We start from the raw sequence: 14938 nt of genomic DNA on the forward strand, positions 1-14938 counted from the left end.
CAAGCTGATCGCTCCGATCGCGATGGAAGAAGGTCTGCGCTTCGCAATCCGCGAAGGCGGCCGTACCGTCGGCGCCGGCGTGGTTGCCAAGATCATCGCTTAATTTAGCGATCATCCAAGTAGTCGCAATACGACAGAAGGGGCAGGACGAAAGTTCTGTCCCTTCTGTTTGAGCAGTAAGGGATAAAACGGTGTTATACTGCCGTCCCCTCCGCAGTACACGCAGTACCTGACACATGATTGCCGGCCCGTGTGCCGGTTCGTTCTTTTTTAAGGAAATAGCATGTCCGCTCCGAATCAGAAAATCCGTATCCGCCTGAAAGCGTTCGACTACAAGCTGATCGACCAGTCCGCTCTGGAAATCGTCGACACCGCCAAGCGCACCGGCGCAGTCGTCAAGGGCCCGGTTCCGCTGCCGACCCGCATCCAGCGTTTCGACGTGCTGCGTTCCCCGCACGTCAACAAGACCTCGCGCGACCAGTTCGAAATCCGTACGCACCAGCGTCTGATGGACATCGTGGACCCGACCGACAAGACCGTCGACGCGCTGATGAAGCTGGACCTGCCGGCTGGCGTTGACGTCGAAATCAAGCTGCAGTAATCGTATCAAGCGCCACGGCGGCCCTGCCGCCGGCGCATGCAAAACGGCCCATCTACTTCGCGGTAGATGGGCCGTTTGCTTTTGCACGTCATCCCCGCGAAAGCGGGGACCCATGCTGAAGATACGAAGTCGAAATTGAAGCGCATTGCGGCGTTTCCGCCATACTGAATTCTGCCGCTCTGCATGGTTTCCCGCTTTCGCGGGAACGACGACTAGGCCAGCGCCAACTCCTCCGCCAGCCGGTTATGCCGCTCCAGCACGACCGGCAGGTCGACCGTCCTCAACACCCCATCCTTCACGACAACCTTGCCGTTGATGACGCTGTGATTGACGTTGGCCGGCGTGCAGAACACGAGCGCCGCCACCGGGTCGTGCAGCGCGCCCGCGAAGCCCACGCCATCCAGCTTGAACATGACGATATCCGCCGACATGCCCGGCGCGATGCTGCCGATGTCGTCGCGGTTCAGCACTTTCGCGCCGCCCAGCGTGGCGAGTTCCAGCGCCTGGCGCGCGGTCATCGCATCCGGACCGAAGCCCACGCGCTGCAGCAGCATCGCCTGGCGCACTTCGCCCAGCATGTGGGCGCCGTCGTTCGACGCGCTGCCGTCCACGCCGAGGCCCACGGGCACGCCGGCGTCGACCATCTTGCGCACGGGCGCGATGCCGGACGCGAGGCGCATGTTCGAGCACGGGCAGTGCGCGACGCCGGTGCCGGTCCGCGCGAACAGGCCGATGCCCGCATCGTCCAGCTGCACGCAGTGCGCGTGCCACACGTCGTGGCCGACCCACCCGCAGTCTTCCGCATATTCGGCCGGCGTCATCGCGAACTTCTCGCGGCTGTACGCGATGTCGTTGACGTTTTCCGCGAGGTGCGTGTGCAGCGACACGCCGTGGCTGCGCGCCAGCAGCGCCGCTTCCTTCATCAGGTCGCGCGACACGGAGAACGGCGAGCAGGGCGCCACGACGATCCGCTGCATCGCGTGGCGCGACGCGTCGTGGTACGTTTCGATCAGCCGCTGCGTGTCCTTCAGGATCGCCGCTTCGTCTTCCACGACGCTGTCCGGCGGCAGGCCGCCTTTCGAGCGGCCCACGCTCATCGCGCCGCGCGCCGCGTGGAAGCGCATGCCGATGGTGTGCGCCGCTTCGATGCTGTCGTCGAGGCGGCAATCGTTCGGGTAGATGTACAGGTGGTCGCTGCTCGTCGTGCAGCCCGACAGGATCAGTTCCGCCATCGCGGTGAGCGTCGACACGTGGACCATCTCGCCCGTCAGGTTCGCCCACACGGGGTACAGGTTCGTCAGCCAGTTGAAGAGTTCGCCGTCCTGCGCGGCCGGGATGACGCGCGTGAGACTCTGGTACATATGATGGTGCGTGTTGACGAGGCCGGGGATGACGACGTGGCCGGCCGCGTCGATCACCTCGTCGGCGTCCTGGGGGAGTGCGTCCGTCGTGCCCACGCTGACGATCACGTTGTCGCGGATGAAGACGGCACCGTCTTCGATTTCGCGGCGTTGCGCGTCCATCGTGACGAGGACGCGCGCATTCTTGATCAGGAGAGTTTTGCTCATAAGTTCCACTTTTTTAGATTTCAACACTGCGGAAACAATGCGCGGGCACTGCGGAAACAATGTCGGGAGTATCCCCGTCAGACCGCCTCCAGGTCTTTGACCAGCAGCGGCTGGGGGACGTCTTCTTCGTCGTCGTGGACTTCCACGGGACGGTTCGGCAGCACCAGGTTCAGCAGGACGGCCATGATGGCGCCCGTGCTGATGCCCGAGCCGAAGATTTCGTTCACGAACGGCGGCAGCTTGGCCAGCAGTTCCGGACGCACGCTGACGGCGAGCCCGCAGCCGATCGAGACGGCGATGATGAGGCCCGTGCGCCTGTCGTGCTCGACCTTGCCCAGCATCTGCACGCCGGCGGTAAGAATCATCGCGAACATCATGAGGCCCGCGCCGCCCAGCACGGGCTGCGGGATCGTGACGACGACGGCGCCCAGCACCGGGAACAGGCCGGCCAGCGCCAGCATCACGCCGGTGAGGGCGACCACGTGGCGGCTCGCGACACCGGTCAGCGAGATGACGCCCACGTTCTGCGCGAACGTCGACATCGGCGGCGCGCCCAGCGTCGAGGCGAATGCGGAGCCGACGCCGTCGCACAGCACGCCGCGCTTGAGCAGCGTGCCGCGCATCTTCGTTTCGGTCGCGGCGCCCAGCGCCATGAAGGTGCCGGTCGTTTCGACCATCGTCACGACGTAGGCCAGGGCCATCGCGAAGATGCCGCTCGGCGGGAAGCTCATGCCGAAGTGCAGCGGCTGCGGCAGCGCGAACACGGCGGCCTTCTGCACGCTCGAGAAGTCGACGAGGCCCAGGCCCAGGCAGACGGCGTAGCCGATCGCGATGCCGATCACGATGGCGGAGGCGGAGATGATGCCTTTGCCGAACTGGACGAGCGCGACGACGATGGCCAGCACGAACAGTGCGATGCCCAGGTTCGCGGGCGCGCCGTAGTCCGCGCCCGGCGCCTTGCCACCGGCCGCCCAGTCGACGGCGACGGGGACGAGCGACAGGCCGATCATCGTGACGACGACGGCCGTCACCTGGTGCGGGAACAGTTTGCGGATCTGCGGCATGAAGAAACTGCCGACGATCATGACGACGGAGCCTGCGAGCGACGAGCCGAGGATGCCCGCCACGCCATGCTCGAAACCGATGCTGATGGCCGCGCCGACGAAGGCGAAGCTGGTGCCCATCACGCACGGCAGCCGGATGCCGACGGGGCCGATGCCCTTGCACTGGACGATCGTGACGATGCCCGAGCCCAGCAGCGCCGCGTTGACGAGCGCGACGACCTGGTCCGCGGGCAATTTGAGGATGGCGCCGACGACGAGCGGCACGGCGATGATGCCGCCGAGGGCGGCCAGCATGTGCTGGGCGGCGAGGAGGGTCGTGGTGATGAGAGGGGGGCGGTCGTCGACCTTGTACAGCAGATTGTTCATATGTGTCTCCGTCGAATGTTGTCCTGAACTGCGTCGGGTGGTTCGATGATTTCCGGACGGTGGAGACGGTGAACCACGGCAGGCAATCCGGGATCCGGATGCAACCGATTGCGACGTCTCCACAATGCTTGGGCCACTCTGCGGCGGCTTGTTTTCAAATCATGATGCCCCTGCATGCCGGCACTGTCAACGAATTTGTATACAGTTTCTATTGGCTAAGAAGTGGGTGATTCTGCTGTCTCACAGAGGGAAGGCGGGGATTTTTGGCGTCCTCTGTATACAATTTTTCAAGACCGTTTTGCGTGGAAATATCAGATCGACTGGCCGGCCACAGCCCTCTTGATAAGCCGGATAGCGACCTGATCTTGAAGAATGAACCCCGGGAGTTGTAATTACTGAAACACATCGGTAATAATCGCGCCTCAGGAGGAAGCGATGGCGACCATGAAACAGGTAGCGGAGCGTGCCGGGGTGTCGATCTCCACGGTCTCGCACGTGATCAACAACACGCGCGTCGTCAGCAACGACGTGCGCCAGCGCGTGCTCGGCATCATCGACGAGATGCGCTACATCCCCAGCGCCGTCGCCCGCAGCCTCAAGAACGACAAGACCCACACCATCGGCGTGCTCGTGCCGAACTCGTCCAATCCATACTTCGCCGAACTGATCCGCTGGATCGAGGACGCGGCGTTCGAGCTCGGCTACAACATCATCCTCTGCAACGCGCACGGCGGCGCACGGAAGCAGGCCGCCTATCTGCGGCTGCTGATGGAAAAGCGCATCGACGGCATGGTCCTCGTCGCCAGCGGCGCCGACGACGAACAGGATCTGTTGCTGCGCCATCAAGCCGTCCCGATCGTCCAGCTGGAACGGGCGCTGCCCGGGCTCGATGCGGACCTCGTCCTGGCCGGTCAGGAAGAGGGGGGCTACCAGGCCACGCGCCACCTGGTCGAACTGGGGCACCGCGAGATCGCCTGCGTGTCCGGCCCGGCCGACCTGCCGCGCACGCGCGAACGCGTCGGCGGCTTCCTGCGTGCGATGGCGGAGGCGGGGCTGGCGGTGGCGCCGGACCGCATCGTGCACGAGGAATTCACGAGCGCGGGCGGCCACGCGGCCTTTACGCGCCTGCTGGGCCAGACGCAACGCCCGACCGCCGTGTTCGTCACGAGCGACCTGATGGCGCTGGGCGGCCTGTGCGCCGCCGGTGCGGCCGGGGTGCGCGTGCCGGCGCAGTTGTCCGTGGTCGGCTATGACGATATCGCCGGCGCGGGCTATGCGCTGCCGCCGCTGACGACGGTGGCGCCGCCCAAGCGCGACATGGCGAATCTTGCGATCGAGCTATTGATCGATCGCATACGCGGCCAGTACGCGCCGCCGCGCAGCACGGCGCTGGCCAGCACGCTCGTCGTGCGGGCATCGACCGCGCCGCCGCAATGATCCGTCAGGTGGTCGCCGGCTCGCGCGCATCGTGCAGATGCAGCCGCTGCGTCGGAAACGCGAACTCGATCTCCAGCGCGGCGAAACGGTCCATCAGCTGCAGATAGATCTCCTGCTGGATGTCCATGTAGCGGACGTAATCCGCCGACTCCACCCAGTACACGACGTCGAAGTTCAGCGAGGGCGCCACCATGCCGGCGAAATGGGCGCGGTCGAACGTCACGCCTTCCTGCGCCTTGACGAGTTCCGTCAGCAGCGGCGGAATCAGGCGCAGCTTGTCCGTCGGCGTCTCGTACGCGACGGCGACCGTGAACACGACGCGGCGCCGGCTCATGCGCGTCATGTTCTGCAGCCGGCTCTTGAGCAGGTCCGCGTTCGAGAACACGAGCTGCTCGCCGCCCAGGCTGCGCAGCCGGGTCGTCTTCAGGCCCACGTATTCCACGGTGCCCAGGTATTTGTCGACGATGATGAAGTCGCCGACCACGAAGGGCTTGTCGAGCACGATGGACAGCGATGCGAACAGGTCGCCCAGGATGTTCTGGACGGCCAGTGCCACCGCGATGCCGCCGATCCCCAGCGAGGCGACGAGCGTCGTGATGTTGACGCCCAGATTGTCCAGCACCATCAGCATCAGCACGGTCCACAGCACGGTCTGCGCGATGAAGCCGACGGCCGCCGCCGACGTGGCGCGGGCCGGGTCGTCGGCGCGATTCTGGTAATAGTCCGTCAGCCAGGCGCGCAGGGCGCGGTGGCCCCAGACGGCGGCCTGGATCAGGCCCGTGACGATGGCGGCCCGCGCCGCGAACAGATGTACCTCGGGCGGCAGTACGAGGAACTTGCTGCCCGCGAACAGGCCCATGATGACGATGGCCAGCAGCCGCGTGCCGTCGAGCGCTTCGACGGCAATGTCGTCCAGCCGCGTCTCCGTGCGCTCGGCCAGCTTGCGCAAGTGGTGCACGCCCAGCTTCTTGGCGACGTACAGGGCCAGCGCGACGCCGGCCGCGATGCCGAGGGCCGTGAGCCAGGCCAGCGTCGTGTTATCGAAAAACACTACATTCATCCGATCATCCTTTCCGGTGGTTGCGGTGGGATTGCTCAGGCGGCTTCGGGCAATGCCTCGGTGCCGGCTGCCGCGTCGGCGACGGCGGCGAGGAACTCCCCGCCCCAGCGCGCGACGTCATGGTCGGCGACGATGGCGGCCATGCGCTCCGCGCGGTAGGCGGCCTCGTCGGGCCCCATTGTAATGGCGCGGTACAGCCTGTCCGTCATCGAATGCGCGTCGTAGGGATTCGTCAGCAGGGCGCCGTGCAGTTCGACCGCGGCGCCGGCGAATTCCGACAGGATCAATACGCCCGGCTTGCCGACCGCGTGGCGTGCCGCGATGTATTCCTTCGCGACGAGGTTCAGGCCGTCGCGCAGCGGCGTGATCCACGCGATGTCGCAGGCCGCGTAATGGGCCAGCACGGCCTCGAACGGCAGCGAGCGATAAAAATAGCGTACCGGCACCCAGTCCAGCGTCGAGAAACGCCCGTTGATCCGGCCCACCGTGCGGTCCAGTTCTTCGCGCAGCGTGTCGTAGATCTCCATGCCGGGCGCGGCGGGCGTGATGATGTTCAGCAGCGTGACCTTGCCCGCCAGCGCCGGATGCTGCTCCAGCAGGCGCTCGAACGCCTGCAGCTTTTCCAGCGACCCTTTTACGTAGTCCAGGCGCTCGATCGAGACGATGCCGGTGCGGCCGGCCAGGTAACCGTCGATCTCGGCGAGATCCGCCGCGACCTGCGGCGTCCGCATCAAGCGCCCGATCAGCGCGACGTCCGTGCCGACCGGATGGGCACCCAGCGCGACGCGGCGGCCGCCGGCCTCGATCGCCGTCGTCGTCGTGTCGACGCCCAGCGCGCAGCCATAGGTGAGGAAGCGGGGCGCGCACGGGGCGCTGGCGACGACCTCGACCGGCGCGCAGGAGCGGGCCGCATCGACGAAGTTCTCGACGTAGCGGGGGATGTGGAAGCCCACGTAGTCGCATTGCAGCAGGCTGGCGACGATGTCGCGGCGCCACGGCAGGATGTTGAAGACGTCGCTGGACGGGAAGGCGGTGTGGTGGAAGAACGCGATCTTCAGGTCCGGACGCAGCGGGCGCAGGAATGCGGGCACCATCCACAGGTTGTAGTCGTGCACCCAGACGGTGGCGCCTTCCGCCGCCTCGCGCGCGGCCTGCTCGGCGAACAGGCGGTTCACGTCGAGGTAGCGTTCCCAATGGTCCTGGCGGAATTCGGCGCGGTCCGGGAACGAGAAGATGATCGGCCAGAACGCCTCTTTCGAAAACTTTTTATAGAACAGGTCGATGTCCTCTTCGGTCAGCGCGATGCGCGCCGCCTGCAGGTTCGGATACTGCTCCGGATCGACGGCGACGTGGCTCGCAAAACCGTCCGGATCGCGCGAGTCCTGCTGCGACCACGCGACCCAGGACCCCGTGCGGCCGCCCGAAAACAGGCTCAGCAGGGTCGGCATGATGCCGTTCGGGCTTTTCGGGCGGCGCCGCACGGCCACGCCATCCTCGACCGCCTCGTCGAACGGCAGCCGGTGGTAGACCATCACGAGTTCGGCCTTGCCGGGCAGGTGCGCGACCTCCGCCGTGCCCGCGTGATGCGCGCGCAGGCCGTGGTGGGCGAGGCCGTCGAGGATGCCGCCGCAGCCGGCGTTTTCCGCGATGAACACGCTGGGCATGCGGCGCACGCGCGCGACGAGCGCGGGCTCCGCGCCGCCCACGACCACGCCGCGCAAGCCCGTCTCGAACAGCGACAGGTCGTTCAGGGTGTCGCCCGCGACGACGACGTGGGCCGGGTCGAAGCCGGCCGCATCGATCAGCCGGCGCAGCGCGGGACCCTTGCCGACGCCGCGCGGCAGCACGTCCAGGTAGCGCCCGGCGGAGAACAGCAGCTCGCAGCCGAGCGCCTGCACCGTGCTGCGCAGCGCCGGCGTGACGGCACCCTCGGGCGCGATGAACGAGCAGCGCCGCTCTTGCGGCACGCTCTGGCGTTCCAGCTGCGGAAAGCCGGCCAGCGCCTTCAGCACGGCCTGGCTGCCGGGCCAGCGCGCCGCGATCTCATGGTGCAGCGGTTCGACGGGACGCAGGTTGCCGTGCACGATAGTGGCGCCCACGTCGGCGATGATGTAGTCGGGCGTGGGAATGGTCGGATCGGCCAGCAGGGGCATCACGGATTCCAGTCCGCGGCCCGTGACGAACACGAGCGTGGCACCTTCCAGGCCGCCGCCGAACAGCTCGCGCACTCTCCGGCGCGCTTCCTGCGGGCCGGCCAGCAGGGTGCCGTCGAGGTCGGTGGCGAGCACGAGCTTGCGCGGATCGAGGTGAGGGGTACGGGAACGGAAAGGCAATGCGGTCATGGTCATCCTTGTCGAGCGATGTCCGCCACGCGGCCCGCTCGAGCGCGGACGTGGCAGGGAGTGAGGCGTGCAGGGCCGCGGCCGGTGGCCGGGTGCGCGCGCAGGAAAGCGGATGCGGCTTGGCATCCACGCGACGGGGACGGACGGTGAGCTTGAAACGGGGCGCCAGCGTGAGGATTGTATTTATGGTGTGAGACGGCGCTCGTCCCCGGTGGAACCCGTCAAGGATAACATTGCAAAATAACATCGACAACCCGTGAGACGTTTGCACCGAATCACGGAATGACGAGTTTTTTGGATTGGGTATTGCGCTTTGCTAAAACATCCTCGTATAATGCGGCTCCCCGGGCGGTTAGTTCAGCTGGTTAGAATACTTGGTCGACATCCAAGGGGTCGCAGGTTCGAATCCTGCACCGCCCACCAGAATTCCTCCATATCGCAGGCCTCGAGCCTGTAGAGAAAAGATGCCAAGGTGTCTTTTCTGTGCCGTTCAGCTTGAACGGATTCTCTGATCTCCACGACTCTAGCGTAAAGCGCAACAGGCCGCGTCAGCTTCGCATTTTCCTGTTGCGTCCATCCGTTGCGCGCGCTATACTAGCCGGCTTCGGTGTGGGCCTATCTTTTTTTGGCCCACGCGTTTAAGAGGAAGTTTTTTTAAAACTTCCGATAGTCAACTAGCCCCGCCCAATCGTAGGTGGGAATGGAGAAAAAATGAGCCTGGGCCTTCTCGGTCGCAAGGTTGGCATGATGCGCATCTTCACGGACGACGGCGATTCGATTCCCGTCACCGTGCTGGACGTGTCGAACAACCGTGTTGCGCAAATCAAAACTCCTGAAACTGATGGTTATGCCGCAGTTCAGGTCGTCTTCGGTCAACGTCGCGCTTCCCGCGTGAACAAGGCCGCTGCCGGTCACTACGCCAAAGCTGGCGTCGAAGCTGGCACGATGCTGAAGGAATTCCGCGTCGAAGCCGCTCAAGCCGCTGGTTTCAAAGCTGGCGACGCAGTCAACGTCTCGCTGTTCGAAGTGGGCCAGAAGATCGACGTGCAAGGCACCTCGATCGGTAAAGGCTACGCCGGTACCATCAAGCGTTACAACTTCTCGTCGGGCCGCGCCACCCACGGTAACTCGCGTTCGCACAACGTGCCGGGTTCCATCGGTATGGCACAGGATCCGGGCCGTGTGTTCCCGGGTAAGCGCATGACCGGTCACATGGGTGATGTCACTGTCACCACCCAGAACCTGGAAATCGCCCGTATCGACGCCGAGCGTCAACTGCTGCTGGTTAAGGGTGCCGTTCCTGGCGCCAAGAACGGTCAAGTGATCGTCAAGCCGGCAGTCAAAGTCAAAGCCAAGAAAGGAGCGTAAGAGATGGAACTGAAGCTCCTGAATGAGCAAGGTCAAGCTGGCGCCGCAGTCAACGCCGCCGACACCGTGTTCGGCCGTGACTACAACGAAGCCCTGATCCACCAGATCGTGGTCGCCTACGCCGCCAACGCGCGCTCGGGCAACCGCAAGCAGAAGGATCGTGAAGAAGTCTCCCACACGACCAAGAAGCCGTGGCGTCAAAAAGGTACGGGCCGTGCTCGTGCCGGTATGTCGTCGTCGCCGCTGTGGCGCGGTGGTGGTCGTATCTTCCCGAACTCGCCGGACGAGAACTTCTCGCACAAGGTCAACAAGAAGATGCATCGCGCAGGTATCTGCTCGATCTTCTCGCAGCTGGCCCGCGAAGACCGCCTGAGCGTCATCGAGAACCTGACCGTCGAAGCACCGAAGACCAAGCTGCTGTCGCAAAAGCTGCAGGGCATGGGTCTGGACTCGGTCCTGGTGATCACCGACACCATCGATGAAAACCTGCTGCTGGCATCGCGCAACCTGCCGAACGTGCTGGTTGTCGAGCCGAAGCACGCCGACCCGATGTCGCTGGTGTTCTACAAGAAAGTCCTGGTCACCAAAGCTGCTCTGGCCAAGATCGAGGAGATGTACGCATGAGCGCCGCAATCAAATTCAGCGAAGAGCGCCTGATGAAGGTGCTGCTGGCTCCGGTCATTTCCGAAAAGGCGACCTTCGTCGCGGAAAAGAACGAACAGATCGTGTTCAAGGTCCTGCCGGACGCGACCAAGCCGGAAATCAAAGCCGCCGTCGAGCTGCTGTTCAAAGTCGAAGTGGAATCGGTGCAGACCGTGAACCGCGAAGGCAAGCAGAAGCGTTCGGGCCGTTTCACCGGTCGCCGCAACCACACCAAGCGCGCTTTCGTGGCCCTGAAGCCGGGCCAGGAAATCAATTTTGTCGAGGAGGCTAAATAATGGCACTCGTTAAGATGAAGCCAACCTCCCCAGGCCGCCGCGGCATGGTGAAGGTTGTGAACGCCGACCTGTACAAGGGTCGTCCGTTTGCAGCCCTGGTTGAGAAGAAATCGAAGACCGCTGGCCGTAACAACAACGGTCACATCACCACCCGCCACATCGGCGGTGGCCACAAGCACCACTACCGCGTGGTCGACTTCAAGCGCAACAAGGACGGTATCCCGGCCAAGGTCGAGCGCATTGAATACGACCCGAACCGCAGCGCGCACATCGCTCTGGTGTGCTACGCCGACGGTTTCCGCGCGTACATCATCGCCACCAAAGGCATGGCCGTGGGCGATACCGTCATGAACGGCTCGGAAGCGCCGATCAAGTCGGGTAACTGCCTGCCGATCCGTAACATCCCGGTCGGCACCACCATGCACTGCGTCGAAATGCTGCCGGGTAAGGGTGCCCAGATGGCCCGTACCGCAGGCGCCGGCGTCGTGCTGATGGCTCGCGAAGGTACCTACGCTCAGGTTCGCCTGCGTTCGGGTGAAGTGCGCCGCGTGCACATCGAGTGCCGCGCAACGGTTGGCGAAGTCGGCAACGGCGAGCACAACCTGCGCAAGATCGGTAAAGCCGGTGCAATGCGCTGGCGCGGTGTCCGCCCGACCGTTCGCGGTGTGGTGATGAACCCGATCGACCACCCGCACGGTGGTGGTGAAGGTCGTACGGCTGCCGGTCGTCATCCGGTGTCGCCATGGGGCCAGCAGACGAAGGGCAAGAAGACGCGTTCGAACAAGCGCACGTCGTCGATGATCGTCTCGCGCCGCGGCAAGAAATAAGGATAAGACATGACTCGTTCATTGAAAAAAGGGCCGTTCATTGACGCCCACCTGGTGAAAAAAGTCGAAGCCGCGCAAGCGAACAAAGACAAAAAGCCGGTCAAAACCTGGTCGCGCCGCTCGACGATCACCCCGGACTTCATCGGTCTGACGATCGCCGTCCACAACGGTAAAGTGCACGTGCCGGTGTACGTGTCCGAGAACATGGTGGGTCACAAGCTGGGCGAATTCGCCCTGACCCGCACGTTCAAGGGCCACGCCGCTGACAAGAAGGCGAAGAAATAATGGAAACTAAAGCTATCCTCAAAGGCGTCCGCCTGTCGGAACAGAAAGGCCGCCTCGTCGCCGATCTGATCCGCGGCAAGAAAGTCGACGCCGCGCTGAACATCCTGCAGTTCAGCCCGAAAAAAGGCGCGACCATCATCAAGAAAGTGCTGGAGTCCGCAATCGCGAACGCCGAGCACAACGATGGTGCCGACATCGACGAACTGAAGGTCGTTCAGATCTATGTCGAAAAGGGCCCGATCCTCAAGCGCTTTACGGCACGTGCCAAAGGCCGCGGTGATCGCATTTCGAAACAATCCTGTCACATCTTCGTGACTGTCGGTAACTAAGGAGTCACACGATGGGTCAGAAAATCCACCCAACCGGCTTCCGCCTGGCGGTCACCCGTAACTGGGCATCGCGCTGGTACGCTGGCAACGGCAACTTCGCCGACATGCTGAAGGAAGACCTGGAAGCCCGCGCTTTCCTGAAGAAGAAACTGAAGAACGCCTCCGTCGGCCGCATCGTCATCGAGCGTCCGGCCAAGAATGCGCGCTTCACGATCTACTCGTCGCGTCCGGGCGTCGTCATCGGCAAGAAGGGCGAAGACATCGAAGTCCTGAAGTCGTCGCTGACGAAGATCATGGGCGTGCCGGTGCACGTCAATATCGAAGAGATCCGCAAGCCGGAAATCGACTCGCAGCTGATCGCCGATTCGATCGCCCAGCAGCTCGAAAAGCGCATCATGTTCCGCCGCGCGATGAAGCGCGCCATGCAGAACGCCATGCGTCTGGGCGCCGTCGGCATCAAGATCATGTCGTCGGGCCGCCTGAACGGCATCGAGATCGCGCGTACCGAATGGTACCGCGAAGGCCGTGTGCCCCTGCACACCCTGCGCGCCGACATCGACTACGGCACCAGCGAAGCCTCGACCACGTACGGCATCATCGGCGTGAAAGTCTGGGTCTACAAGGGTGACCGTTCGCCGACCGGCGAAGCACCGGTGATCGACGTTCCGGCCGACGAGAAAAAGCCGCGCGGTCCGCGTCGTGACGATGGCAAACCGGCTGGCCGTGGCCGCCCGGGCGCCAAGCCAGGTACCGCACCCGCAGGCCGCCGTGCTGCCAAGCCGGCCGCTGAGAAAGCAGGAGAATAAGCATGCTGCAGCCATCCCGCAGAAAGTATCGTAAAGAGCAGAAAGGCCGCAACACCGGCATTTCGCACACCCGCGGCACCGCGGTCTCGTTCGGCGAATTCGGTCTGAAGGCAGTTGCCCGCGGCCGTATCACCGCACGCCAGATCGAAGCTGCACGTCGTGCCATGACCCGTCACATCAAGCGTGGCGGCCGTATCTGGATCCGTATCTTCCCGGACAAGCCGATCTCGAACAAGCCGGCTGAAGTCCGTATGGGTAACGGTAAAGGTAATCCGGAGTACTACGTGGCCGAGATCCAGCCGGGCAAGGTCCTGTACGAAATGGACGGCGTCGCTGAAGAACTGGCGCGCGAAGCCTTCCGTCTGGCTGCCGCCAAACTGCCGCTGGCGACGACGTTCGTCGTGCGTCAAGTCGGTCAATAACAGGAGTTAAGAATGAAAGCAACGGAACTCCGCGGCAAGGACCAGGCAGCTCTGCAACAAGAGCTGAATGAGCTGCTGAAGGCACAGTTCGGCCTGCGCATGCAAATCGCTACGCAGCAACTGACGAACACCGCCCAGCTCAAGAAGGTGCGCCGCGATATCGCGCGTGTCAAGACTGTGATGAACCAGAAGGAAGCCAAATGAACGACACCACTAAAACGGCGCTGAAGCGTACGCTGGTCGGCAAAGTCGTGTCCGACAAGATGGACAAGACGGTGACCGTGCTGATCGAACGTCACGTCAAGCACCCGCTGTACGGCAAGATCATCGTGCGTTCGAACAAGTATCACGCGCACGACGAGACCAACCAGGCGAAAATCGGCGACACCGTCGAGATCGCGGAAGGTCGCCCGATCTCGAAGACGAAGGCTTGGACCCTGACCAAAGTTCTGCAGGTCGCTCCGGTTCTCTGATCCAAAACCGGGGCCTTGTAAAACCGTAGCGAGCGGAAGCAGTGTTGGTCGAGAAGCGCAGCCGTACGGACGTACGGTGAGCATCGCAGACCGACAATGCGACGCGCAGTAGGTTTTACAACGCCCCCGGAAAATTTGTCTTGCGTGGCCCGCTGGTATGTGGAATACTAGCGGGCTTCGTTCATGTGTTGCCGCAGTTTGTCCTTCGGTAACTGCGGCCTGCAACGAACATTGGAAAGTCCAATCACCCAAACGTACGCGCTTGCAATGAGTGCGGACGGCGGGACCAAGACTGACCGCAGGCCTACGGTTTTCCGTGGGGTTTCTTCGGCTTAAGTTGGGAAAGAAAATATCATGATTCAAACCGAAAGCCGGCTCGAAGTGGCCGACAATACCGGTGCAAAAGAAGTTCTGTGCATCAAGGTATTGGGCGGCTCCAAGCGCCGTTACGCCAGCATTGGCGACGTGATCAAGGTCACCGTGAAGCAAGCTGCTCCGCGCGGCCGCGTCAAGAAAGGTGAAATCTACAACGCCGTGGTCGTGCGTACCGCTAAAGGTGTGCGCCGCCAGGACGGCTCCCTGGTGAAGTTCGACGGCAATGCCGCCGTCCTGCTGAACAGCAAGCTGGAGCCGATCGGTACCCGCATCTTCGGACCGGTGACGCGCGAACTGCGTACCGAGAAGTTCATGAAGATCGTGTCCCTGGCACCTGAAGTTCTGTAAGGGAGCAGCAATGGATAAGATTCGTAAAAACGACGAAGTCATCGTTCTGGCCGGTAAAGACAAAGGCAAGCGCGGTGTCGTTCAGCAGCGTGTAGATGCTGAGCACGTCATCGTCGAAGGCGTGAACGTGGCCAAGAAGGCCGTCAAGCCGAACCCGATGACCGGCGTAACTGGTGGTATCGTCGACAAGACCATGCCGATTCACGTGTCGAACGTCGCGCTGTTCAATGCAGCGACCGGCAAGGCTGATCGCGTTGGCTTCAAAGAAGTGGATGGCAAAAAAGTCCGCGTCTTCAAGTCGAACGGCGAAGTAGTGAAAGGGTAATGAG

18 protein-coding genes, 1 tRNA gene and 1 pseudogene are annotated in these 14938 nt (G+C 63.2%); 16 read left to right on the top strand and 4 right to left on the bottom strand.

What is annotated here, in order from left to right:
* Together ASD28_RS30945 and rpsJ are read left to right on the top strand one after the other, a co-directional pair.
* Positions 1–103 (top strand): annotated as a pseudogene (locus ASD28_RS30945) (elongation factor Tu); the annotation flags it as partial.
* Positions 104–283: 180 nt separating this feature from the next.
* Entirely contained in the window at positions 284–601 is a 318-nt protein-coding gene (rpsJ, locus tag ASD28_RS08895; RefSeq protein ID WP_005663509.1) for a 30S ribosomal protein S10, read from the top strand.
* 212 nt (positions 602–813) lie between these two features.
* Here rpsJ and ASD28_RS08900 read toward each other — a convergent pair whose 3' ends face one another.
* Both ASD28_RS08900 and ASD28_RS08905 read right to left on the bottom strand, forming a co-directional pair.
* Positions 814–2169: an 8-oxoguanine deaminase gene (locus ASD28_RS08900; RefSeq protein WP_056126481.1), complete on the bottom strand. Its 1356-nt coding sequence runs from the start codon at positions 2167–2169 to the stop codon at positions 814–816.
* Between the two features lie 77 nt (positions 2170–2246).
* Entirely contained in the window at positions 2247–3599 is a 1353-nt protein-coding gene (locus ASD28_RS08905) for a nucleobase:cation symporter-2 family protein (RefSeq protein WP_056126483.1), read from the bottom strand.
* Between the two features lie 435 nt (positions 3600–4034).
* Here ASD28_RS08905 and ASD28_RS08910 point away from each other — a divergent pair, with 435 nt between their 5' ends.
* Entirely contained in the window at positions 4035–5036 is a 1002-nt protein-coding gene (locus ASD28_RS08910) for a LacI family DNA-binding transcriptional regulator (RefSeq protein WP_056126486.1), read from the top strand.
* Between the two features lie 4 nt (positions 5037–5040).
* On the opposite strand, the gene ASD28_RS08915 is transcribed toward ASD28_RS08910, so the two are convergent.
* Positions 5041–6096, bottom strand: a complete 1056-nt coding sequence (locus ASD28_RS08915; RefSeq protein WP_056126488.1) for a mechanosensitive ion channel family protein — start codon at positions 6094–6096, stop codon at positions 5041–5043.
* Positions 6097–6131: 35 nt separating this feature from the next.
* On the bottom strand, positions 6132–8438 hold the full coding sequence (ggpS, locus tag ASD28_RS08920; protein WP_056126489.1) for a glucosylglycerol-phosphate synthase: 2307 nt from the start codon (positions 8436–8438) through the stop codon (positions 6132–6134).
* Between the two features lie 346 nt (positions 8439–8784).
* Between ggpS and ASD28_RS08925 the strand changes: the two genes are divergently transcribed.
* From ASD28_RS08925 to rplX, 13 genes are all read left to right on the top strand, one after another.
* A tRNA-Val gene (locus tag ASD28_RS08925) sits at positions 8785–8861 on the top strand.
* A 288-nt stretch (positions 8862–9149) separates the two neighbouring features.
* Complete coding sequence (rplC, locus tag ASD28_RS08930; protein ID WP_036240330.1) at positions 9150–9806, top strand: 50S ribosomal protein L3; 657 nt, start codon at positions 9150–9152, stop codon at positions 9804–9806.
* Positions 9807–9809: 3 nt separating this feature from the next.
* Positions 9810–10430, top strand: a complete 621-nt coding sequence (gene rplD / locus ASD28_RS08935; RefSeq protein ID WP_056126492.1) for a 50S ribosomal protein L4 — start codon at positions 9810–9812, stop codon at positions 10428–10430.
* On the top strand, positions 10427–10744 hold the full coding sequence (gene rplW / locus ASD28_RS08940; RefSeq protein ID WP_036240333.1) for a 50S ribosomal protein L23: 318 nt from the start codon (positions 10427–10429) through the stop codon (positions 10742–10744). Before rplD ends, rplW begins: the two co-directional genes overlap by 4 nt.
* Positions 10744–11571: a 50S ribosomal protein L2 gene (rplB, locus tag ASD28_RS08945; protein WP_036240335.1), complete on the top strand. Its 828-nt coding sequence runs from the start codon at positions 10744–10746 to the stop codon at positions 11569–11571. The genes rplW and rplB overlap by 1 nt, the downstream gene beginning before the upstream one ends.
* Before the next feature lie 9 nt (positions 11572–11580).
* Positions 11581–11856 (top strand): 30S ribosomal protein S19, encoded by a 276-nt coding sequence (gene rpsS, locus ASD28_RS08950; protein WP_036240336.1) that lies wholly within the window; start codon positions 11581–11583, stop codon positions 11854–11856.
* Positions 11853–12185 (top strand): 50S ribosomal protein L22, encoded by a 333-nt coding sequence (gene rplV, locus ASD28_RS08955; RefSeq protein WP_179966292.1) that lies wholly within the window; start codon positions 11853–11855, stop codon positions 12183–12185. Before rpsS ends, rplV begins: the two co-directional genes overlap by 4 nt.
* An 11-nt stretch (positions 12186–12196) precedes the next feature.
* Positions 12197–12991 (top strand): 30S ribosomal protein S3, encoded by a 795-nt coding sequence (gene rpsC / locus ASD28_RS08960; protein WP_036240339.1) that lies wholly within the window; start codon positions 12197–12199, stop codon positions 12989–12991.
* A gap of 2 nt (positions 12992–12993) precedes the next feature.
* Positions 12994–13413 carry a 50S ribosomal protein L16 gene (gene rplP / locus ASD28_RS08965; protein WP_005663456.1) on the top strand — a complete coding sequence of 140 codons (420 nt, stop codon included), beginning with the start codon at positions 12994–12996 and terminating at the stop codon, positions 13411–13413.
* 12 nt (positions 13414–13425) lie between these two features.
* Positions 13426–13617, top strand: coding sequence for a 50S ribosomal protein L29 (gene rpmC / locus ASD28_RS08970; RefSeq protein ID WP_036240341.1), 192 nt, complete (start codon positions 13426–13428; stop codon positions 13615–13617).
* Complete coding sequence (gene rpsQ / locus ASD28_RS08975; protein ID WP_036240344.1) at positions 13614–13886, top strand: 30S ribosomal protein S17; 273 nt, start codon at positions 13614–13616, stop codon at positions 13884–13886. The genes rpmC and rpsQ overlap by 4 nt, the downstream gene beginning before the upstream one ends.
* Before the next feature lie 354 nt (positions 13887–14240).
* A complete protein-coding gene (gene rplN, locus ASD28_RS08980) occupies positions 14241–14609 on the top strand; it encodes a 50S ribosomal protein L14 (RefSeq protein ID WP_056126494.1) in 369 nt (122 codons plus the stop codon).
* Positions 14610–14619: 10 nt separating this feature from the next.
* Positions 14620–14934 carry a 50S ribosomal protein L24 gene (gene rplX / locus ASD28_RS08985; RefSeq protein WP_036240348.1) on the top strand — a complete coding sequence of 105 codons (315 nt, stop codon included), beginning with the start codon at positions 14620–14622 and terminating at the stop codon, positions 14932–14934.
* Positions 14935–14938 lie beyond the last annotated feature (4 nt).

Origin of the sequence: Massilia sp. Root133 (assembly GCF_001426525.1) — a bacterium.
Classification (GTDB): Bacteria; Pseudomonadota; Gammaproteobacteria; order Burkholderiales; family Burkholderiaceae_D; genus Telluria; species Telluria orientalis.

Excerpts from the sequence above, each read along its gene's own strand:
- rpsJ (WP_005663509.1), top strand. The coding sequence starts at position 284 with ATGTCCGCTCCGAATCAGAAAATCCGTATCCGCCTGAAAGCGTTCGAC.
- ASD28_RS08900 (WP_056126481.1), bottom strand. The coding sequence starts at position 2,169 with ATGAGCAAAACTCTCCTGATCAAGAATGCGCGCGTCCTCGTCACGATG.
- ASD28_RS08905 (WP_056126483.1), bottom strand. The coding sequence starts at position 3,599 with ATGAACAATCTGCTGTACAAGGTCGACGACCGCCCCCCTCTCATCACC.
- ASD28_RS08910 (WP_056126486.1), top strand. The coding sequence starts at position 4,035 with ATGGCGACCATGAAACAGGTAGCGGAGCGTGCCGGGGTGTCGATCTCC.
- ASD28_RS08915 (WP_056126488.1), bottom strand. The coding sequence starts at position 6,096 with ATGAATGTAGTGTTTTTCGATAACACGACGCTGGCCTGGCTCACGGCC.
- ggpS (WP_056126489.1), bottom strand. The coding sequence starts at position 8,438 with ATGACCGCATTGCCTTTCCGTTCCCGTACCCCTCACCTCGATCCGCGC.
- rplC (WP_036240330.1), top strand. The coding sequence starts at position 9,150 with ATGAGCCTGGGCCTTCTCGGTCGCAAGGTTGGCATGATGCGCATCTTC.
- rplD (WP_056126492.1), top strand. The coding sequence starts at position 9,810 with ATGGAACTGAAGCTCCTGAATGAGCAAGGTCAAGCTGGCGCCGCAGTC.
- rplW (WP_036240333.1), top strand. The coding sequence starts at position 10,427 with ATGAGCGCCGCAATCAAATTCAGCGAAGAGCGCCTGATGAAGGTGCTG.
- rplB (WP_036240335.1), top strand. The coding sequence starts at position 10,744 with ATGGCACTCGTTAAGATGAAGCCAACCTCCCCAGGCCGCCGCGGCATG.
- rpsS (WP_036240336.1), top strand. The coding sequence starts at position 11,581 with ATGACTCGTTCATTGAAAAAAGGGCCGTTCATTGACGCCCACCTGGTG.
- rpsC (WP_036240339.1), top strand. The coding sequence starts at position 12,197 with ATGGGTCAGAAAATCCACCCAACCGGCTTCCGCCTGGCGGTCACCCGT.
- rplP (WP_005663456.1), top strand. The coding sequence starts at position 12,994 with ATGCTGCAGCCATCCCGCAGAAAGTATCGTAAAGAGCAGAAAGGCCGC.
- rpmC (WP_036240341.1), top strand. The coding sequence starts at position 13,426 with ATGAAAGCAACGGAACTCCGCGGCAAGGACCAGGCAGCTCTGCAACAA.
- rpsQ (WP_036240344.1), top strand. The coding sequence starts at position 13,614 with ATGAACGACACCACTAAAACGGCGCTGAAGCGTACGCTGGTCGGCAAA.
- rplN (WP_056126494.1), top strand. The coding sequence starts at position 14,241 with ATGATTCAAACCGAAAGCCGGCTCGAAGTGGCCGACAATACCGGTGCA.
- rplX (WP_036240348.1), top strand. The coding sequence starts at position 14,620 with ATGGATAAGATTCGTAAAAACGACGAAGTCATCGTTCTGGCCGGTAAA.